General features: G+C 70.3%; 16 protein-coding genes. 5 read left to right on the plus strand and 11 right to left on the minus strand.

Annotated features, from left to right (window positions below; translation table 11 throughout):
* Window positions 1-57: 57 nt before the first annotated feature.
* From aceB to MTQ12_RS02670, 3 genes are all read right to left on the minus strand, one after another.
* Window positions 58-1,659, minus strand: a complete 1,602-nt coding sequence (aceB, locus tag MTQ12_RS02660; protein WP_137320085.1) for a malate synthase A — start codon at window positions 1,657-1,659, stop codon at window positions 58-60.
* A 96-nt stretch (window positions 1,660-1,755) separates the two neighbouring features.
* On the minus strand, window positions 1,756-2,202 hold the full coding sequence (locus tag MTQ12_RS02665) for a heme-binding protein (protein ID WP_247423750.1): 447 nt from the start codon (window positions 2,200-2,202) through the stop codon (window positions 1,756-1,758).
* Entirely contained in the window at window positions 2,203-3,609 is a 1,407-nt protein-coding gene (locus MTQ12_RS02670) for an FAD-linked oxidase C-terminal domain-containing protein (RefSeq protein WP_137320087.1), read from the minus strand. It abuts the gene before it with no gap.
* Window positions 3,610-3,962: 353 nt separating this feature from the next.
* Here MTQ12_RS02670 and MTQ12_RS02675 point away from each other — a divergent pair, with 353 nt between their 5' ends.
* Entirely contained in the window at window positions 3,963-5,909 is a 1,947-nt protein-coding gene (locus MTQ12_RS02675; RefSeq protein ID WP_247423752.1) for an L-lactate permease, read from the plus strand.
* A 3-nt stretch (window positions 5,910-5,912) separates the two neighbouring features.
* Window positions 5,913-6,662 (plus strand): IclR family transcriptional regulator, encoded by a 750-nt coding sequence (locus tag MTQ12_RS02680; protein ID WP_247423754.1) that lies wholly within the window; start codon window positions 5,913-5,915, stop codon window positions 6,660-6,662.
* Window positions 6,663-6,752: 90 nt separating this feature from the next.
* Here the strand turns inward: MTQ12_RS02680 and MTQ12_RS02685 are convergent, their stop codons facing one another.
* Window positions 6,753-8,438: a ribonuclease J gene (locus MTQ12_RS02685; protein WP_295688444.1), complete on the minus strand. Its 1,686-nt coding sequence runs from the start codon at window positions 8,436-8,438 to the stop codon at window positions 6,753-6,755.
* Window positions 8,435-9,355 (minus strand): 4-hydroxy-tetrahydrodipicolinate synthase, encoded by a 921-nt coding sequence (gene dapA, locus MTQ12_RS02690; protein ID WP_247423756.1) that lies wholly within the window; start codon window positions 9,353-9,355, stop codon window positions 8,435-8,437. The genes MTQ12_RS02685 and dapA overlap by 4 nt, the downstream gene beginning before the upstream one ends.
* A gap of 147 nt (window positions 9,356-9,502) precedes the next feature.
* Here dapA and MTQ12_RS02695 point away from each other — a divergent pair, with 147 nt between their 5' ends.
* The 3 genes from MTQ12_RS02695 (at window position 9,503) to MTQ12_RS02705 (ending at window position 14,048) form a co-directional block, all read left to right on the plus strand.
* The gene (locus MTQ12_RS02695) at window positions 9,503-11,071 is read left to right on the plus strand and encodes an AMP-binding protein (protein ID WP_247423758.1); all 1,569 of its coding nucleotides are present in this window, start codon (window positions 9,503-9,505) and stop codon (window positions 11,069-11,071) included.
* Window positions 11,072-11,205: 134 nt separating this feature from the next.
* Window positions 11,206-12,441, plus strand: a complete 1,236-nt coding sequence (locus MTQ12_RS02700) for a heparan-alpha-glucosaminide N-acetyltransferase domain-containing protein (RefSeq protein ID WP_247423760.1) — start codon at window positions 11,206-11,208, stop codon at window positions 12,439-12,441.
* A 53-nt stretch (window positions 12,442-12,494) separates the two neighbouring features.
* Complete coding sequence (locus MTQ12_RS02705) at window positions 12,495-14,048, plus strand: AMP-binding protein (protein ID WP_247423762.1); 1,554 nt, start codon at window positions 12,495-12,497, stop codon at window positions 14,046-14,048.
* Between the two features lie 7 nt (window positions 14,049-14,055).
* Here MTQ12_RS02705 and MTQ12_RS02710 read toward each other — a convergent pair whose 3' ends face one another.
* From MTQ12_RS02710 to MTQ12_RS02735, 6 genes are all read right to left on the minus strand, one after another.
* Window positions 14,056-14,499 (minus strand): hypothetical protein, encoded by a 444-nt coding sequence (locus MTQ12_RS02710; RefSeq protein ID WP_247423763.1) that lies wholly within the window; start codon window positions 14,497-14,499, stop codon window positions 14,056-14,058.
* Window positions 14,499-15,248, minus strand: coding sequence for a 4-hydroxy-tetrahydrodipicolinate reductase (gene dapB / locus MTQ12_RS02715; protein ID WP_247423764.1), 750 nt, complete (start codon window positions 15,246-15,248; stop codon window positions 14,499-14,501). Before dapB ends, MTQ12_RS02710 begins: the two co-directional genes overlap by 1 nt.
* Window positions 15,249-15,273: 25 nt before the next feature.
* Window positions 15,274-15,765: a flavodoxin domain-containing protein gene (locus MTQ12_RS02720; RefSeq protein ID WP_247423765.1), complete on the minus strand. Its 492-nt coding sequence runs from the start codon at window positions 15,763-15,765 to the stop codon at window positions 15,274-15,276.
* A 96-nt stretch (window positions 15,766-15,861) separates the two neighbouring features.
* Entirely contained in the window at window positions 15,862-16,491 is a 630-nt protein-coding gene (locus MTQ12_RS02725) for a superoxide dismutase (protein ID WP_137320097.1), read from the minus strand.
* A 196-nt stretch (window positions 16,492-16,687) separates the two neighbouring features.
* Window positions 16,688-17,977: a pitrilysin family protein gene (locus MTQ12_RS02730; RefSeq protein ID WP_247423766.1), complete on the minus strand. Its 1,290-nt coding sequence runs from the start codon at window positions 17,975-17,977 to the stop codon at window positions 16,688-16,690.
* 9 nt (window positions 17,978-17,986) lie between these two features.
* Window positions 17,987-20,218, minus strand: coding sequence for a polyribonucleotide nucleotidyltransferase (locus tag MTQ12_RS02735; RefSeq protein ID WP_247423767.1), 2,232 nt, complete (start codon window positions 20,216-20,218; stop codon window positions 17,987-17,989).
* Window positions 20,219-20,347 lie beyond the last annotated feature (129 nt).

Raw genomic sequence — 20,347 nt, forward strand, 5'->3', positions numbered from 1 at the left:
GTGCCCCCGCGTCGCCTGCCCGGGCGGCAGGACCGGCCTCGGCCGGTGCGACTCGGATCAGTCGAGCAGCTCGTAGGCCGGGATGGTGAGGAAGTCGTGGTACTCCTCGGCCGTCGCCATGCGGGCGAAGAGGTCCTTCGAAGTGCCCCACTGCGCGGCACCGCCGGGCAGCGAGTCGACCTCCTCGTCGATCAGCCGGTCGACGAGCTCCTTGGTCACGGCCTCCCCGGTGTCGGTGAGGGTGACGCCGAAGTGGAGCCACTGCCACACCTGCGAGCGGGAGATCTCCGCGGTCGCGGCGTCCTCCATGAGCCCGTTGATCGCGGCCGCGCCGTTGCCGCTGAGCCACGCCCCGACGTACTGGATGCCCACGGAGATGTTCGCGCGCAGACCGGCCTCGGTGATCTCACCGGGGGTGTCCTTGACCGACAGGAGGTCGGCGGCGGTGACGGCGACGTCCTCGCGGGTCTTGTCGATCTGGTTGGGGCTGTCGCCGAGCACCTTGGTGAACTCGGCGCGGCAGGCCTCGACCATTCCGGGGTGGGCGACCCACGAGCCGTCGAAGCCGTCGTTCGCCTCGCGCGACTTGTCCTTCTCCACCTGGTCGAAGGCCTTGGTGTTGGCGGCCTCGTCCTTGGAGGGGATGAACGCGCTCATGCCGCCGATCGCGTGGGCACCGCGCTTGTGGCAGGTGCGCACGAGGAGCTCGGTGTACGCGCGCATGAACGGCACGGTCATGGTGACCTGGGCGCGGTCGGGGAGGATCCAGTCCTCGCCCTTGGCGCGGTGGGTCTTGATGACGGAGAAGATGTAGTCCCAGCGGCCGGCGTTGAGGCCGGCGGAGTGCTCGCGGAGCTCGTAGAGGATCTCCTCCATCTCGAACGCCGCCGGGTAGGTCTCGATGAGGCAGGTGGCGCGGATGGTGCCGCGCGGGATCCCGAGCGCCTCCTGCGCGTGGATGAACACGTCGTTCCACAGGCGCGCCTCGAGGTGCGACTCCATCTTGGGCAGGTAGAAGTAGGGGCCGCGGCCCTTCTCGATCTGCACCTTGCCGGCGGTCGCGAGGTAGAGGGCGAAGTCGACGAGCGATCCCGAGGCGATCTCGCCGTCGATCCGCATGTGCTTCTCCTCGAGGTGCCAGCCGCGGGGGCGGACCACGATCGTCGGCAGCTCCTCGTCCGGGCGCAGCGTGTACTCCTTGCCCTGCTCGGACACGAAGTCGATCTCCCGGTTGAGGGAGTCGAGCAGGTTGACCTGGCCGCCGAGCACGGAGTCCCAGGCCGGGGTGTTCGCGTCCTCCTGGTCGGCGAGCCACACCTTGGCCCCGGAGTTGAGCGCGTTGATCGTCATCTTGCGGTAGGTCGGGCCGGTGACCTCGACGCGGCGGTCCTCGAGGCCGGGGGCGGGCGGTGCCACCTTCCACGAGTCGTCCTCGCGGATCGCCTTCGTCTCCTCGAGGAAGTCGAGCTCCTCGCCGGCGTCGAGGCGGGCCTGGCGGTCCTTGCGGGCGGCGAGGCGCTCCTGGCGGGTGCCGGCGAAGGCGCGGTGCAGCGAGACGATGAGCTGCAGGGCGTCGGGGGTGAGGACGGACAGGTGCTCCGGCTTGATCTCGCCGGTGATCTCGAGGCCGTCGGGCAGGTCGATCGGGGTCGTGGTCATGAGGGACTCCTCAGTCTCGGGTGCGGGGGCGGTCTGGAGCGGGTGGCGCGATGGACTGTGGCGGGCGGATGGCCCGGTGCGGTGCGGTGGGCCGGGTCAGGCCGTTGCCGGGGGTTCGGCCCCGAGCCGTTCGAGCACGGCCGCGGCGATCACCGCATCCTCGTCGGGCTTGCCGCCGGCGACGCCGAGGCCGCCGACGAGGGTGCCGTCGAACACGAGCGGCACCCCGCCGGCGATGCTCGTGAGCAGGCCGCCGGTTCCGTGCTCGAGCTTCTGCGCGAGCTCGGGGTTCATGAGCGCGCTGGGCCGGCGGGTGGAGGCGGCGGTGTTCGCCTTGCGCCGGCTCGTCTCGACGCTGTGCGGTGTCATGCCGTCGGCGCGGCCGTAGGCGACGAGCCCGAGGGCGGGATCGACGATCGTCGCGCAGGCGCGCACACCGACCCTCTCCCCCTCCTCGATGGTCAGCGCGACGGCACGGGCGGCGGTGTCGTGGGTGATGACGGGAACGGTGGTGTAGACCGGGGCGGTCGTATCGGAGGTCATTCAGCGTCCTTCCTGGGCTTCGAAGACGGTGCCCGGATTGAGGATGCCCTGCGGGTCGAGGGCGTTCTTGATGCGGTGGTTGAGCTCGAGGACGTCCGGGCCCAGGTAGTCGCCGAGCCAAGGCCGCTTGAGGCGACCCACCCCGTGCTCGCCGGTGATCGTGCCGCCGAGCGAGACCGCGAGGTCGATGATCTCGCCATAGGCCACGTGCGCGCGCTCGCGCTGCGCGTCGTCGGTGGGGTCGAACACGACGAGCGGGTGGGTGTTGCCGTCCCCGGCGTGGGCCATGACGGCGACGAGCACCTCGCGCCTGCGGCTGATCTCCTCGATGCCGGAGACGAGGCGCCCGAGCTCGGGCAGCGGCACGCCGCAGTCCTCGAGGAGGATCGTGCCCTTCTTCTCCACCGCGGGGATCGCGATGCGCCGGGCGGCGATGAATGCCTGGCCCTCGTCGGGGTCGTCGGTGTGATAGCACTCGGTGGCGTTGTTCGCCTCGCACACCTCGGCGATGGTCTCGATCTCGTGCTGGGCGTAGCCGGCCGGCTCGTCGGACTGCACGATGAGCATCGCGGCGGCCTCCCGGTCGAGGCCCATCCGGGTCTCGTCCTCGACCGCGTTGATCGTCGGGCGGTCCATGAACTCGAGCATCGAGGGGCGCATCTGCTGGGTGATGCCGAGCACCGCACGAGTGGCGTCGTCGAGGGTCCGGAAGGTCGCGACGAGGGTGCTCGGATTGCGCTTGATGTGGATGAGGCGCAGGGTCACCTCGGTGATGATGCCGAGCGTGCCCTCGCTGCCGACGAAGAGCTTCGTCAGGGACAGCCCGGCGACGTCCTTGAGGCGCGGCCCGCCGAGCGTGACGAGGCGGCCGTCGGAGAGCACGACCTTCATCCCGAGCACGTAGTCGGTGGTCACGCCGTACTTCACGCAGCACAGACCGCCGGCGTTCGTCGCGATGTTCCCGCCGATCGAGCAGAACTCGAAGGAGGCCGGGTCCGGCGGGTACCACAGTCCCTGCTCCGCGGCCGCGTCCTTGACCTCGGCGTTGATGGCGCCGGGCTGGGCGACGGCGGTGAGGGTGAGCGGGTCGATCCGGATCTCGCGCATCCGCTCGACGGAGAGCACGATCGCACCGTTCTGCGCGGTGGATCCGCCGGACAGCCCCGAACCGGCTCCGCGCGGCACCACCGGGGTGTTCGTCGCGGCCGCGAAGCGCACGGCGGCCTGGACGTCCTCGGTGCAGGTGGCGCGGACGACCGCGAGCGGCATGCCCGCGTCGGGGTCGTTGGCGCGGTCCCAGCGATAGGCCTCCATCTTCACGGGGTCGGTGATGACCGCCCCGTCGGGCAGCTGGGCGGCGAGCTCCTCGAGCGTCTGTGCAGTGGTCGTGGCGTCCACGGTGGTCATGGCTTCCGTCCTTCCCGGGCCGCGGGCCGCGCGGCCGAGTATGAGGTGCGACACCTTCGTCACTCGCAATCTACTCCTTTGAGAATGAAATCGCGATTCCGCACTGTGAAATCAGTTTCCGAAGCCCGGTCTCATTTCGAGAACGTTTTTCTGCCCTGCGGAAGCCCGGCCTCCCGAATCGCCGGGGACCGCTCACATCCGGCTCCCCGCGAAGCACTCATCGAACGCTTGCACAGTGCTGCGGCATGCTCTACTGTCACCGTGATTGGAATCACACCCCGCTCGGGCACCGCCGCCTCGCGGGGACGTGCCGACCCGACACTTCATGCGGCTCCCCCGCAGACAGGAATGACATGGACAACCTCTTCGTCGCGGCGCTGCTCGCGCTCCTCCCGATCATCGTGGCCGGCGTGCTGCTGCTCGGCTTCCGGATGCCCGCGGCGATCGCCATGCCCATCAGCCTCGTCGTCGCGGCCGCGGTCGCGTTCTTCGCCTGGCAGATCGACCTCGTGACCATCGGCGCCTCGATCGTGCAGGGCATCCTCGTCGCCATCGGCCTGCTGTGGATCGTGTTCGGTGCGCTCGTCATGCTCGCCACCGTGACGAAGTCCGGGGCGATCGACACGATCCGCGCCGGGTTCATCTCCGTGTCCGCCGACCGCCGCGTCCAGGTCATCATCGTCGCCTGGCTGTTCGGCAGCTTCATCGAGGGCGCGGCCGGATTCGGCGCACCCGCCGCGGTCGTCGCTCCGCTCATGCTCGCCCTCGGCTTCCCCGCGATCGCCGCGGTGCTGTTCGGCCTCATCATCCAGTCGACCCCGGTGAGCTTCGGCGCGGTCGGCACCCCCATGCTCACCGGCATCGGCAACGGCCTGGCCGATGAGACCGGTGCGATGTCGGCCGATGTCGCCGAGCGCGCCGGCGTGCTCGGCCTCGATCAGCTCGGCTTCGTCGCGCACACCGCCGGCCAGGTCGCGCTCATCCACGCGATCTGCGGCATCCTGATCCCGCTCACCCTGTGCTGCTTCATGACCGGGTTCTTCGGCAGCCGCCGCCGGTTCGCTGACGGGCTCGCCGTCGCACCCTTCGCGATCTTCGCCGCCTTCGCGATGATCGTCCCCTACCTCCTCGTCGCCACCTTCCTCGGCCCGGAGTTCCCCTCGATGATCGGCGGTCTCGTCGGCCTCCTCATCGTCGTGCCCGCCGCCCGCGCCGGTTTCCTCACCCCCAAGGACACCTGGGAGTTCGCGCCGCGCTACCGCTGGCCCGAGCGCTGGATGGGAACGGTCAGCCCAGCCGCGGAGGCCTCGCACCTCAAGAAGCGGATGCCGCTCGTGCAGGCCTGGGCGCCGTACCTCATCGTCGTCGTCCTCCTCCTCATCACCCGCAACATCCCGGCGGTCAAGGCATTCCTCACCGGCCCCGCCGTCATCAAGGTCGAGGGCATCTTCGGCACCCCGATCAACCAGAACATGGACCTGATCTACTCGCCGGGTGCGCTCTTCGTCCTCGCCTCGCTCATCACCATCGCGCTCCACCGCATGAGCGGCCGCCAGGTCGCCGCCGCGTGGAAGCTCGCCGGCGGGCAGATCGCAGGTGCGGCCGTCGCACTCCTGTGCTCTGTCCCGATGGTCCGGGTGTTCATCAACTCGGGCCCGGACTACAACGCCGCGGGCATGGATTCGATGCCGGTGACGCTCGCGTCGGCGGCGGCGGAGACGCTCGGCCACAACTGGCCGCTCGCCGCACCCTTCGTCGGGGCGCTCGGCGCGTTCGTCGCGGGGTCGAACACCGTGTCCAACCTCATGTTCTCGCAGTTCCAGTTCACCACCGGCGTGAATATCGGTGCATCCTCGCCGGAGACCGTCGTCGCCGCGCAGGCGGTGGGCGGTGCGGCCGGTAACATGGTCGCGGTCCACAACGTCGTCGCCGCCGCCGCGACCGTCGGCCTGCTCGGCCGCGAGGGCGACATCATCCGCAAGACGATCATCCCGATGGCCGTCTACTGCCTCACGGCGGGATCGATCGCCTACATGATGGTGTTCGGACCCGGCCTCAACATCGGCACGATCATGTTCGCGCTCATCCTCATCGGCCTCGCGGTGACGTTCGTCCTGCTCTCCCGCTCCAGCGGCCGGGACAACGACGAGCTGCTCCCGGTCGACGAGGAGCAGGAGCGCGCGGCCGCCGAGGTCCCGGCCGGCAGCCTCGCCGCGGATCCGCACGCCGATCGCACGGGCGACCGCGCCGCCGATGGGGACGACCGCCCCGGCGGCACCGGGCCCGCCGGCCGCCGCTGAACCATGTCCTCGCCCCAGCGCGTCCAATCGGTCGACCGCACCCTCGACGTCCTCGAAGCCCTCGCGGACGCCGGGGGTGCGGCGCGGAGCAAGGATCTCGCTACGGCGATCCGGCTCCCGGTGCCCACGGTGCACCGGATCCTCGGCACGCTCGCCGCTCGCGGGATCGTGCTCCAGCTCGCCGACCGGAGCTATTCGCTCGGGCCGCGGCTCGTACGGCTCGGCGCGGTCGCCGCGCACCAGACGGGCGCGGAGGCCCAGCCGCTGCTCGCCGCGCTCGCGGAGTCGCTCGGGGAGACCGTCAATCTCGCGTTCTTCACCCGCGATTCGATGACCTACGTGGCCCAGGCCGCCTCGCCTCGCTCGATGCGGATGTTCACCGAGGTCGGCCGCCGCGTGCCGCTGCACAACACCGGGGTCGGCAAAGCGGTGCTCGCCGCGCTGCCGGTCGAGGAGGCCCGCGGACTGCTCGCCCTCCCGCCGGTGGACAGCGGCCCGGCCCCCGATGTCGAGGCGCTGCTCGGCGAGATCGCACGCGCCCGCGAGGTGGGCTACGCCGTCGACGACGAGGAGCAGGAGGTCGGGGTGCGCTGCCTGGCGGTCGCCGTCCCCGGCGGACCGGCGCCGGCCGGGCTGTCGGTGTCCGGGCCGTCCTCCCGGCTCACCCCGCAGACCTTCGCCGAGGTCGCCCGCGCCCTCAGCGCGACCGCCGCCGGGCTCGCCGAGCGCTGGCACGCCTACGACCGGGGCTGAATCCGCACGGATGTGAAGAGCCGGCCCACCCCGCGGGGTGGGCCGGCTCTTCACACACTCGTGCGGCGAGCTCCGTGGCGGGCAGTCGGCTCAGACGATGACGACCATCGGGACGATCATCGGCTTGCGGCGCAGCTTCGAGGAGATCCAGCGGCCGAGCGTGCGGCGGATGACCTGCTGCAGCCGGTGCTCGTCCTTGGTCCCGCTCGCGAGAGCGTCCTTGACCGCGGATTCGATCTTCGGGCGGATCGAGTCGAACACCGCGTCGCTCTCCGCGACGCCGCGCGTGTGCACGATCGGACCGGCGAGGATCTCCCCGCGCTTGGAGTCGACGGTCATGAATACGGACACGAAGCCCTCGTCGGCGAGCGTGCGCCGATCGCGGAGGTCCGCCTCGGTCACCTCGCCCACCGAGGAGCCGTCGACGAACACGTATTCGCAGTCCACGGCTCCGACGACCTCGGCGCGCCCGTCCTTGAGGTCGACGACCCAGCCGTCGTCGGCGAGCACGACGTGATCCTCGGGCACCCCGGTGTCCATCGCGAGCTGCGCGTTGGCGAGCATGTGGCGCCATTCGCCGTGGACCGGCATGACGCCGCGCGGCTTGACGATGTTGTAGCAGTAGAGGAGCTCGCCGGCCGAGGCGTGCCCGGACACGTGGACCTTGGCGTTGCCCTTGTGGATGACGTTCGCCCCGAGCTTCATGAGCCCGTTGATGACGCGGAACACGGCGTTCTCGTTGCCCGGGATGAGCGAGGAGGCGAGGATGACGGTGTCGCCCTCCCCCACCTGGATCCGGTGGCTGCCGGCGGCCATCCGGGACAGGGCGGCCATCGGCTCGCCCTGCGAGCCGGTGCACATGAGCACGACCTGGTCGTCGGGCAGCTTGTCGACGTCCTTGAGGTCGATGAGCACGCCGTGGGGCACGTGGAGGTAGCCGAGGTCCTGGGCGATCTTCATGTTGCGGACCATCGAGCGGCCGACGAGAGCGACCTTGCGGCCGTGGGCGTTCGCCGCCTCGAGCACCTGCTGGACGCGGTGGACGTGCGAAGCGAAGGAGGCGACGATGATGCGCCGCTCCGCGGTGCCGAACAGGGTCTCGAGGACCGGGCCGATGTTCTTCTCCGGCGAGGTGAAGCCGGGCACGTCCGCGTTCGTCGAATCGGTGAGGAACAGGTCGATGCCCTCCTCGCCCAGTCGGGCGAAGGCGCGCAGGTCGGTGATCCGGCGGTCGAGCGGCAGCTGATCCATCTTGAAGTCGCCGGTGTGGAGCACGGTTCCGGCGCCGGTCCGGATGCACACGGCGAGCGCGTCGGGGATCGAGTGGTTGACGGCGACGAACTCGAGGTCGAACGGGCCGAGCTGGTCGGTGTCGTCCTCCTTGACCACGCGGGTGGTCGCCTTGATCCGGTGCTCCTTGAGCTTCGCCTCGATGAGCGCGAGCGTGAGCACGGAGCCGAGGATCGGGATGTCGGCGCGGCGCTTGAGGAGGTAGGGCACCGCACCGATGTGGTCCTCGTGGCCGTGGGTGAGGACGAGGCCGACGATGTCGTCCATCCGGTCGTCGAGGTAGCTGAAGTCCGGCAGGATGAGGTCGATGCCGGGCTGCTCCTCCTCGGGGAAGAGGACGCCGCAGTCGACGATGAGGATCTTGCCGCGGTACTCGAACACGGTCATGTTGCGGCCGACCTCGCCGAGGCCGCCGAGGGCGACTATGCGCAGCGCCTCCGGATCGACGACGGGCGGTTCACCGGGCTCTGCGAGAAATGTGGTCACTGGAGGTAACCGCTCCTTATCAGTTGAGCGCGCAGGGACTCGACCTGCTCGTCTGCTGCGGGGAGCAGCGGCATGCGAGTGGCGCGGGTGGGAATCACTCCCTGGAGCTCGAGGGCGGCCTTGACGGCCACCACTCCGGGGAGGTGATTCATGATGGCGTCGACGAGGGGCGCGAGCTCCCCGGCGATGCGGCGGGCGGAGTCGAGGTCGTTGTCCCCGACGGCGGCCACCATGGAAGCGAACTTGTCGGCGCTGACGTGGCCGACCACGGAGACGATGCCCACGGCGCCGAACGCCATGAGGGGGAGGTTGAGCGCGTCCTCGCCGGAGTAGTAGACGAGGGAGCTCTCGGTCATCACGCGCTGCGAGGCGACGAGGTCGCCCTTGGCGTCCTTGACCGCGAGGATCCGCGGGTGCTCGGCGAGCCGGAGCAGGGTCTCGGTGTCGATCGGCACCCCGGAGCGGCCCGGGATGTCGTAGAGCATGACCGGCAGCTCGGTGGCGTCGGCGACGGTGCGCATGTGCTCAGCGATCGCGGCCTGCGGCGGCTTCGAGTAGTAGGGGGTGACGACGAGCAGCCCGTGCGCGCCGGCGGCGGCCGCCTGCTGGGCGAGCTCGACGGAGTGCGCAGTGATGTTGGTGCCGACGCCGGCGAGGATCCGGGCGCGATCGCCGACGGCGCCGACCACGGTCTCGAGGAGGCGTCTCTTCTCCCCATCCGTCGTGGTCGGGGATTCCCCGGTGGTGCCGGACACGACGAGCTGGTCGTTGCCGAGGTCCACGAGGTGCTCCGCGGTGGCTTCCACGGCGGCGTAGTCGATGCCGCCGGCGGCGTCGAAGGGGGTGATCATCGCGGTGCCGACGGCACCGAACGCCTCGCGCGCCACGGCCGCGTCGGAATCACTGATCAATGCCATGCGCCCAGTCTAGCGGCTGGGGTCCACGGTCGGGCGGCGGACGCGGCCGCGACGGCGGCTCCCGTAACATCGCTCACAACCTCGGCTAGATTCAGCCTTGCGAACGTTCAGTCGCGTTCAAACGACGCCGACCCGAGGAGCATCCCCGTGACCACCGTCACCGTCGAAGCAGCGGCGCTCGCACTCAGCCGATCGCCGTCGCTGGTCGGCAAGCTGCTGCGCCACGCGCACGAGATCCCCGATGCCGTCGCCATCCGCTATCGCGACGAGGAGACGAGCTGGCGGGAGTGCGCGGACTCGGTGCTCGCGCTCGCCGTCGACTTCCGCCGGCGCGGCATCCGCACCGGCGACCGGGTGGCGGTCCTCACGACCAACCGTCCCGAGTTCCTCCTCACCGCGGCGGCCGCAGCGGCGCTCGGCGCGATCATCGTGCCGATCAACTTCCGGCTCAGCGCCGGGGAGATCGCCTGCATCGTCGACAGCACCGACCCCCAGCTCCTCGTCACCGAGCCGGCGACCGCGGAGCAGGCCCGCGATGCCCCCGCCACCACCGACTCCGCACCGGTGGTGCTCGAGTGCGGGTCCGAGGAGTTCCGCACGGCAGCGACGAGTGCAGACCGGCTCCCGGTCGAGGACCTGTTCGTACCCGCCGGCACGGATGACTTCGTCATCCTCCACACCTCGGGCACCACCGGGAACCCCAAGGGCGCCGTGCTCAGCTGCCTCACCGTGTTCTCCTCCGCGATCCAGAACTCCGCTCGCTGGGGCGTGGAGCCCGGTGGCGGGGTCATCATGCTCGCCCCTCCCCTGTTCCACATCGGCTCCTTCATGTCCTTCCTCAGCGCACTCGCCCGCGGCGCGACGGCCCTCGTCATCCCGAGCGCGGGCTTCGACCCCGCGGCCACGCTCACGACCATGAAGCGCAGCGCGGTGAGCGCGGCCTTCATGGTCCCGCAGCAGTGGCAGCTCCTGTGCGAGGAGATCGAGCGCTCCGGCGGCGAGGGACTGGCGATCACCCATGCGAACTGGGGCGGGGCCCCGGCGAGCGAGAAGCTCCTGCTGCGGATGGCCGAGTGCATGCCTGACGCGGCGATCACCGCGGTGTTCGGGCAGACGGAGACCACCGGAACGGCGGTCAGCCTGCGCTTCGAGGATTCGTTGCGGAAGATCGGGTCAGTCGGGAAGCCAACCGCGGAGACCTCCATCAGGATCGTCGACCCTCAGATGAACGACGTCGGCGTCGACGAGGTCGGCGAGATCGTCTACCGCGGACCCTGCGTCATGGACCGCTACTGGAACAACGAGACAGCCACCGCCGAAGCCTTCCACGGCGGCTGGTTCCACTCCGGCGACCTCGTCCGCCGCGACGCCGACGGATTCATCTACGTCGTCGACCGCCTCAAGGACATGATCATCTCCGGCGGCGAGAACATCTACTGCGCCGAGATCGAGAACGCACTCACCTGGCACCCCCAGATCTCCGAGATCAGCATCGTCGGCAGACCCGACGAGACATGGGGAGAAGTCCCCATCGCCTGCATCGTCCCCAAGAACCCCGACGACCCACCCACACTCGCATCCATCCGCGACTACCTCACCGACCGCCTCGCCAGCTACAAACACCCCAAGGACATCCGCATCCTCGACACCTTCCCCCGCTCCGGGATGGGCAAGATCCAGAAGACCGTGCTCCGCGACACCGTCGCCGGGGGCTGAGTCCCCCGTCCGACACCACCCTGCCGAGCGCCTCGCGGGTTCCCGCATCCGCACCGCACGGCAGGGCTGCGGCCGGTGCGCGCTGTGGCACAATCATCACCATCCGCACCTCCGTCTCACCCGCAGGAGCCCGTGTGCCCGACGCCTCGACAGTGGCCCGCCGCCTGGCACCGGCCGGACGGAACCTCGGCATCGACACCGCCCGCGGGCTGGCGCTGTTCGGCATGATGGTCACCCACGTCCTCACCTTCGTGTCCGCCGAGGGCGCATTCACCCCCGCGGTGTGGTTCGCCGGCCGGTCCTCGGCGCTGTTCGCCGTCCTGGCCGGATTCTCCGTGGTGCTGAGCACGCAGCGCGTCCTCGCCCGGCCGGGTGCCCGCCCGTGGGCCGCCGCCGCGGCCGGCCTCATGCTGCGCGGGCTCCTCATCTCGATCGTCGGCCTGCTGCTCGGCATGGTGACCTCGAGCATCGCCGTCATCCTCGTGTTCTACGGTGTGATGTTCGCCCTCGCCCCGCTCTTCCTCCGTCTGCCCGCGCTCGCGCTCGGCCTGCTCGCACCGCTGTGGATGGCGCTCGCACCCGTGCTGAGCATGGCGCTGCGCCGCGGCCTCGAGCTCGAGACCTCCTCCATCGTGCCGACTCCCGGGGACCTCCTCACCCCGCAGTACCTCTTCACCGATCTGCTCCTCACCGGCTACTACCCGGTGCTGCCGTGGATGGGCTACCTGCTGCTCGGGATGTTCCTCGCCCGGCTCGACTGGCGCTCGGTGCGCACTGCGGGCACCGCCGTGATCATCGGGCTCGGCACCGCGCTGCTCGCGAAGGCCGTCTCCTCCCTCCTCCTCACCGCCGGCGGACGGGCCGTGCTCGAGGCGTCCGTCGGCCCGGTCCCGGACCCCGAGCCGGGCTCCCTCGAGTACGCCCTGCAGGCCGGCTCCTACGGGGTGACGCCCACCGACACCTGGTGGTGGCTGGCGATCGCCGGTCCTCACTCGGCCACCCCCTTCGACCTGTTCCACACCTCCGGGGTCGCCGTCGCGGTGCTCGGCCTGTGCGCGCTCGCCGCGATCGCACTGGGGCAGCGCTCCTGGCTGCTCGCCCCGTTCAGCGCCCCCGGCTCGATGCCGTTGACGGTCTACACCGGCCACATCGTGTTCCTCGAGATCAGCCGGCTCGCACCGATGGGCGGCCTGACCGAGCTGTTCGTCCATGTGGGGATCGCGATGCTGTTCGCCCTCGCCTGGCGCGGACTCGCATCACCGCGCGGGCCCCTCGAATGGCCGCTGTCGAGCGCGGTGCGGGCCGTGCAGCGTGCGATCCTCGGCCCCGTTCCGGCGCGCACGGATGACAGGGACATCGCCGTCCACTAGATTCAGGAGCACCGACCGAACGCTCGGTCATCCTGAATGAGGAGACGTCGACGATGACATCTGCAGACCTGGCCGCCCTGTCCTTCAGCCGCTCCGCATCGGTGGTCGCGAAGATCCTCCGCCACGCCCACGAGGTGCCCGATGAGATCGCGGTGAGCTTCCGCGGCCGGGACACGAGCTGGGCGGTGTTCGCCTCGCAGATCCGCCGCACCGCCCAGGACCTGCGCGAACGCGGCGTGGGTCGCGGCGACCGGGTCGCGGTCCTCCTGACGAACCGACCGGAGTTCCTCGTCCTCGTGCAGGCCGCCTCGGCGATCGGCGCGATCATCGTGCCGATCAACTTCCGCCTGTCCTCCGGCGAGGTCGCGTTCATCCTCGACAACGTCACCCCGGACCTCCTGTTCACCGAGGAGTCGCTCGCGGAGCTCGCCGCCGGCGCCGTCGCCGCGGCCACGGCGAGCCCGGAGGTCATCGACTGCGATGCGGTCGACCTGCTCGAGACCGCCGAGCGGGTCGAGCTCGCCGATGCGGAGCTCGTCTCTCCCGCGTCCGGCGACGACTTCGCGATCATGCACACCTCGGGCACCACGGGCAATCCGAAGGGCGCCGTGCTCTCCCACGGGAACATCTTCGCCTGCTCCGCCCAGGTCGCGAACCGCTGGGGCATCAAGAGCGGGCAGGGGGTCGTCATGCTCGCCCCTCCCCTGTTCCACATCGGTGCCTTCCTCGGCTGCCACGGTGCGCTCGCCGGCGGCGGGACCGCTCTCGTCATCCCGAGCGCCGGGTTCGACCCGGCGGAGACGCTGGCGACGATGAAGCGGTTCGCGGTCACCGCGACGTTCATGGTCCCGCAGCAGTGGCAGCTCCTGTGCGAGGAGATCGAGCGCAGCGGCGGCGAGGGGCTGGCGCTCACGCACGCGAACTGGGGCGGGGCCCCGGCGAGCGAGAAGCTCCTCGAGCGGATGAAGGGCGCCCTGCCCGGCGCCGAGGTCAAGGCCGCCTTCGGCCAGACCGAGACGACGGGCTACGGGGTGGGTCTCGAGTTCGAGGATTCGCTCGTCCGGATCGGGTCCGTGGGCAAGCCCACCGACGACACTGCGATCCGGGTGGTCGACCCTCAGATGAACGACGTCGGCGTCGACGAGGTCGGCGAGATCGTCTACCGCGGACCCTGCGTCATGGACCGCTACTGGAACAACGAGACAGCCACCGCCGAAGCCTTCCACGGCGGCTGGTTCCACTCCGGCGACCTCGTCCGCCGCGACGCCGACGGATTCATCTACGTCGTCGACCGCCTCAAGGACATGATCATCTCCGGCGGCGAGAACATCTACTGCGCCGAGATCGAGAACGCACTCACCTGGCACCCCCAGATCTCCGAGATCAGCATCGTCGGCAGACCCGACGAGACATGGGGAGAAGTCCCCATCGCCTGCATCGTCCCCAAGAACCCCGACGACCCACCCACACTCGCATCCATCCGCGACTACCTCACCGACCGCCTCGCCAACTACAAACACCCCAAGGACATCCGCATCCTCGACACCTTCCCCCGCTCCGGGATCGGGAAGATCCAGAAGACCGTGCTCCGCGATCGGGTGCAGTGAGCGGCGCTCAGCGGCCGCGCTCGAGCGCGATCGCCCGACGCATGGTGCTGCGGGCGCGTCGCCGGTCCCCGGCCGCGTCGTAGGCGCACGACAGGCGGAACCAGCGCCGCCATTCCTCCGGGGCGGCCTCGACCTCGTCCCGGTACTTGGCGAACTCGGCGTCGGCGGCCTCGCGGACGATCCGGCCGCCCGGGGTGCGCGCCAGGGTGTCCTCGGGCAGGCCGCCCTCGTCCTCGAGGATCGAGCCGAGGCGCTGCATGCGCGAGCCGAACAGGAGCTCGGCGATGAGGGCCCAGGCCCCGACCACCGGCAGCGCGAACAGTGCGATCCCGAGGATCTTCGCGATCGGGTCGTCCTCGGTGAGCATGATCCAGCCGCGCTGCACGGTGAAGACGAGGTAGACCGCGAGCAGCGCGGCGACGACGAGGGCGCCGATCTTGGCCTTCGACATCAGAGGGTGAGGTAGTTCTCGAGCCCGACGGCGAGTCCTTCGCGGCCGCCGATCTCGCGGATCGCGGTGATGATGCCGGGCATGAAGGCCGAGGTCGAGAAGGTGTCGGTGCGGAGGGTGAGCGCCTCGCCGTCCGCGCCGAAGTGGATCTCCTCGCTCGCATTCATCCCCAGCTGGCGGACCGCGTGGACGTGGATGCCGTCGATGACGGCGCCGCGCGCCCCGTGGGGGTCGGATTCGGTGGCATCGGGCACCGCCGGGAGACCGGCCGCGCTTCGGGCGGCGGCGATCCGCTGCGCAGTGTGCACCGCGGTGCCCGACGGCGCGTCGAGCTTGCGCGGGTGGTGGATCTCGACGACCTCGGCGGAGTCGAAGTACTTCGCGGCGAGCTCGGCGAAGTGCATCGCGAGCACCGCGCCGATCGAGAAGTTCGGGGCGATGAGCACCGCGGTGCCGGGGTGCTCGGCGAGCAGCGATTCGAGCCGGGAGAGGCGCTCGGCGTCCCAGCCGGTGGTGCCGACGACGGTGTCGATGCCGTGCTCGACGAGGAAGCGCACGTTGTCCTCGGTGGCTCGCGGCACGGTGAGCTCGACGGCGACGTCGGCCTGCGCGTCGAGCACGGCGTCGAGGCCGTCAGCGCTGCCGAGCGCGGCGACGAGGGCGAGCCCCTCGGCCTCCTCGATCGCTGCCACCGCATGCGAACCCATGCGTCCCTGTGCGCCGATGACGGCGACCCTGATCTCACTCATATGTTGATCCTCCCGGCGACCCATCCTACCGCCGCGCCCGCTCCGCCCACGCCCGCACCGGGTCGAGCGCCGCCGGGTCGACGGCCCCGGAGTCGGTGCCGAGGAGGGCGAGGAACTGCTCGTCGGTCGCGGTGCGTCGGCGCCGCAGGCGGGTGATCGCCCCGAGCGTGTGCATCATCACCCGCTCCCGCAGGCCGAGCTCGGCCCACCGGATGCGGCCGGGGACCTGGAACACGGGAGTGTCGCCGAGGTGGGTGCGGGCCACCTCGGCCCGCCGGGAGGAGTCGATGGGCATGAGCCCGACGAGCACCGCTGCCGCCGGCTCCCCGGAGCGCCGACGCAGCTCCGCGAGGCCGTGGATGCGGCCGGCGTAGATCGGCGCGACCAGGATCACCGGCGCTCCGGCGGGGGCAGGGTCCGCGAGCGGGTGCGCCCCGGTCCCGAGGTCCGCGGCGAGGTTCTCCGCATAGGATCGGGCGGTCCCGTGCTTCGAGCTGTGGACGATGTGCCAGGGCATGGCGTTCCTCCGATGCCCCTGCAGACGACTGCGGACCCGGTCGAGGACCGGGTCCGCAGTCGGACCGCAGGGTTCAGGTGCGGTGCGGGGTGCTCATCACTTGCCGAGCAGCAGCCCCGGGGTCTGGGTGCGTGCGCGCTCGAAGCGGGCCTGCACGTCCTCCCAGTTGACGATGTTCCACCACGCCTTGACGTAGTCGGGCTTGACGTTCTGGTAGTCGAGGTAGAACGCGTGCTCCCACATGTCGAGCTGGAGCAGCGGGATGTAGCCCACCTGGACGTTGCCCTGCTGATCATAGAGCTGCTCGATGGTGAGGCGCTGACCCAGGGTGTCCCAGCCGAGGATGGCCCAGCCGGAGCCCTGGATCGAGGTCGCGACACCGGTGAACTGGCCCTGGAAGGCGTCGAATCCGCCGAGCTGGTCGTCGATCGCCGCGGCGAGCTCACCGGTGGGCTTGTCGCCGCCGTCCGGGGACATGTTGTTCCAGAAGATCGAGTGGTTGACGTGGCCGCCGAGGTTGAACGACAGGTCCTTCGACAGCTTGCCGATGGTCCCGAAATCACCCTTCTCGCGGGCCTCCGCCATCTGCTCGAGGGCGGTGTTCGCACCCTTGACGTAGGTGGCATGGTGCTTGTCGTGATGGAGCTCCATGATCTTCGCCGAGATGTGCGGCTCGAGAGCGGCGTAGTCGTAGGGCAGCTCCGGGAGCGTGTACTGCTCAACCATGTGTTTCCTCCTCATTCGGACGTGTCCGGGCCGACGTGGTCGTCCCGGCGCGGCAGTGTGCCGCCATGCACTTCGACCCTATCGAAGGGTCCTATGCCTCACAACGCGTTCCCACCTGGCAGTATTCCGAACGGCTCCGGCGAGCTGCCCGGCATCCCGGTCGCCGCGGGGATCCGTGGAACCGGTCCGGAGGCGCTCAGCCCGGGAGCTCGAAGGCGGTGCCCGGTCCGCAGGTGACGAGCGCGCGCGGACCGGCGGCGAGGCGCTCGGCGAGCGCGGTCACCTGCTCCGGCGTCACCGCCCGCACCCGGTCGATGAGCTCGGACGGGGTCTGCAGCGGCCGGCCGTAGAGCTCGGCGCGCGCCAGGCGGTTCATCCGGGCCGCCGAGCTCTCGAGGCCGAGCACGGTGGACCCGGCGACCTGGGACACGATCGCCTCGACCTCGTCGCGGCCGGGCACAGTCGTTGCCAGCCGGTCGAGCTCCGCCGCGCACAGGTCGATGACCTGCTGGGCCGAGGCCGGCGAGGTGCCCGCGTAGATCCCGAACTGCCCGGAGTCGGCGTGGGTGCTCGCGATGCAGTGGACGCTGTAGGCGAGCCCGCGCTCCTCCCGGATCTCCTGGAACAGGCGCGAGGACATTCCGCCGCCGAGCAGCGAGTAGAGCACCGTCATGGTGAACCGCTCGTCGTCGGCCTCGGGGAGGCCGGGCATGCCGAGGATGATGCCCTGCTGCTCGGTGTCCTTGACGACGGTGTGCACCCCGCCGTGGAACTCCGGAGGTGTGCGCACCGGGCGGAGGCCGGCGCCCGGAGCGGAGGACAGCTCGGGCAGGTCGGCCGTCGCGCGGGCGACCATCTCCACCACCGCGGAGTGCTCGGCGCCGCCGGCGGCGGCGAACACGAGCCGCGGTCCGACGTAGTCGTGCGCGTAGTGGTCGAGGAGCGTCCGGTGGTCGAGTGCGCGGATCTGCTCCTTGCGCGCCCCGACCGGCCGGCCGAGCGGGTGCCCGGCGTAGACGAACTCGTCGAAGGCGTCGTAGAGCACCTCGCCGGGGTCGTCGGCACTCATCGCGAGCTCCTCGAGGATGACCCCGCGCTCGCGCTCGAACTCGCGGGCGTCGAGCGTCGAGTGGAGCACCATGTCCCACAGCAGGGCGGTGATGTGGTCGACGTCGTCGACGAGGCAGCGGGAGAAGTAGCAGGTGTACTCCTTCGCCGTCACCGCGTTGCTCTCCCCGCCGGTGCGGTCGAACTCCTCGGCGATCCGGCGGGCGGAGCGCTGCGGCGTGCCCTTGAAGAGCATGTGCTCGAGGAAGTGGGTCGACCCGGCGGCGGTCGGTGCCTCGTCGCGGGAGCCGGAGTCCACCCAGATGCCGACGGTCTCGGACTCGAGACCCGGCATGGTCTCGGAGATGACGCGGATACCACTGGGGAGGACAGAGCGGTAGACGCTGCTGCCCTCCCCCAGGAGCTGTTCGGTGATCAAACCGGCGGCTTACTCCTCGGCCCCGGCGGCGTCCTGGCCGCTCTCGGCGTCGTCCTCATCGGTGACGGGGACGAGCGAGAGCTTGCCGCGGTCGTCGACCTTGGTGATCTCGACCTGGATCTTCTGACCCACGGACACGACGTCCTCGACATCCTCGACGCGCTTGCCGTCGTTGAGCTTGCGCAGCTCGGAGATGTGGAGCAGGCCGTCCTTGCCGGGGCTCAGCGACACGAAGGCGCCGAAGGACATGCACTTGACCACGGTGCCGAGGTAGCGCTCGCCGACCTCGGGGACCTGCGGGTTGGCGATCGCGTTGATCGCCGAGCGCGCGGCGTCGGCGGCCGGACCGTCGGTCGCCCCGATGAGCACGGTGCCGTCGTCCTCGATGCTGATCTCCGCTCCGGTGTCCTCCTGGATCTGGTTGATCATCTTGCCCTTGGGGCCGATGACCTCGCCGATCTTGTCGACCGGGATGCGCACCGAGATGATGCGCGGCGCGGTCGGCGCCATCTCCGCCGGCCCGTCGATCGCCGCGGCGATGACCTCGAGGATGACGTCGCGGGCCTCCTTCGCCTGCTTGAGCGCAGCGGTGAGCACGGCCGCCGGGAGTCCGTCGAGCTTGGTGTCGAGCTGGATCGCGGTGATGTACTCCGAGGTGCCGGCGACCTTGAAGTCCATGTCGCCGAAGGCGTCCTCGGCGCCGAGGATGTCGGTGAGCGCGGCGTAGGCCGTCTGCGGGCCGCTGTCGGTCTGGACGACGTCGGACACGAGGCCCATCGCGATGCCGGCCACGGGGGCCCGCAGCGGCACACCGGCGTTGAACATCGACAGGGTCGAGGCGCAGACGGAGCCCATTGAGGTCGAGCCGTTGGAGCCGAGCGCCTCGGACACCTGGCGGATCGCGTAGGGGAACTCCTCACGCGTGGGCAGCACCGGGACGAGGGCGCGCTCGGCGAGCGCGCCGTGGCCGATCTCGCGGCGCTTGGGGCTGCCGACGCGACCGGTCTCGCCGGTGGAGTACGGCGGGAAGTTGTAGTGGTGGAGGTAGCGCTTGCGCGTCACCGGCGACAGCGAGTCGATCTGCTGCTCGAGCTTGAGCATGTTGAGCGTGGTGACGCCGAGGATCTGGGTCTCGCCGCGCTCGAACAGGGCCGAGCCGTGGACGCGCGGGAGCACGCCGACCTCGGCGGTGAGCGGCCGGATGTCCTTGAGGCCGCGGCCGTCGATGCGCACCTGCTCGGTGAGGATCCGCTGCCGCACGACCTTCTTGGTCAGCGCGTTGAGGGCGCCCGCGATCTCCTTCTCGCGGCCGGCGTACTTCTCGCCGAGCTCGCTGAAGAGGGTGTCGAGGAGGGCGTCGCCGGCGGCTTCGCGCTCCTGCTTGTCCGCGATCTGGAAGTTCTTCGTCTGCTGCTCGAAGGCGAGCTTCTCGACGTCGGCGTAGACGTCGTCCTGGTACTCACGGAAGACCGGGAACTCGACGGTCGGCTTCGCGGCCTTGTCGGCGAGCTCCTGCTGGGCGCGGACGAGTTCGCGGATGAAGGGCTTGGCGGCCTCGATGCCGTCGGCGACGATCTCCTCGGTCGGCGCGGTGGCGCCGCCCTGGACGAGATCCCAGGACTGCTCCGTGGCCTCGGCCTCGACCATCATGATCGCGACGTCGTCACCGACGACGCGGCCGGCGATCGCCATGTCGAAGGTGGCGTCCTGCAGCTGCGAGTAGTTGGGGAACGCGACCCACTGGTCCTCGATGAGCGCGACGCGCACACCGCCGATCGGGCCGGAGAAGGGCAGCCCGGAGAGCTGCGTCGACAGCGAGGCGGCGTTGATCGCCAGGGTGTCGTAGATGTGGTCGGGGTGGATCGACATCACGGTGACGACGACCTGCACCTCGTTGCGCAGGCCCTTGACGAAGGACGGGCGCAGCGGGCGGTCGATGAGGCGGCAGGTGAGGATCGCGTCCGTGGAGGGGCGTCCCTCACGGCGGAAGAACGAGCCGGGGATGCGGCCGGCGGCGTACATCCGCTCCTCGACGTCCACGGTGAGGGGGAAGAAGTCGAAGTGCTCCTTCGGGGACTTGCCGGCCGTGGTGGCCGACATGAGCATGGTCTCGTCGTCGAGGTAGGCGACGGCGGCGCCGGCGGCCTGCTGGGCGAGGCGCCCGGTCTCGAACCGGACGGTGTGGGAGCCGAAGCGCCCGTTGTCGATGTGTGCGACTGCTGATTCTGGATTGAGGCCCAAGTGAGCTCCGTTCTACGTGCGCACGCCGGATCCGGCGGTGCGCGTGGGGTGGACCGCCGCGGTCGGTGCGCACCGTGTGCGCACCCGGTGATTCGGCCCGGTCATCGATCGAGGCCCACGCATTCTCTG

Source organism: Brevibacterium sp. R8603A2, from assembly GCF_023072605.1.
Taxonomy (GTDB): Bacteria; Actinomycetota; Actinomycetes; order Actinomycetales; family Brevibacteriaceae; genus Brevibacterium; species Brevibacterium pityocampae.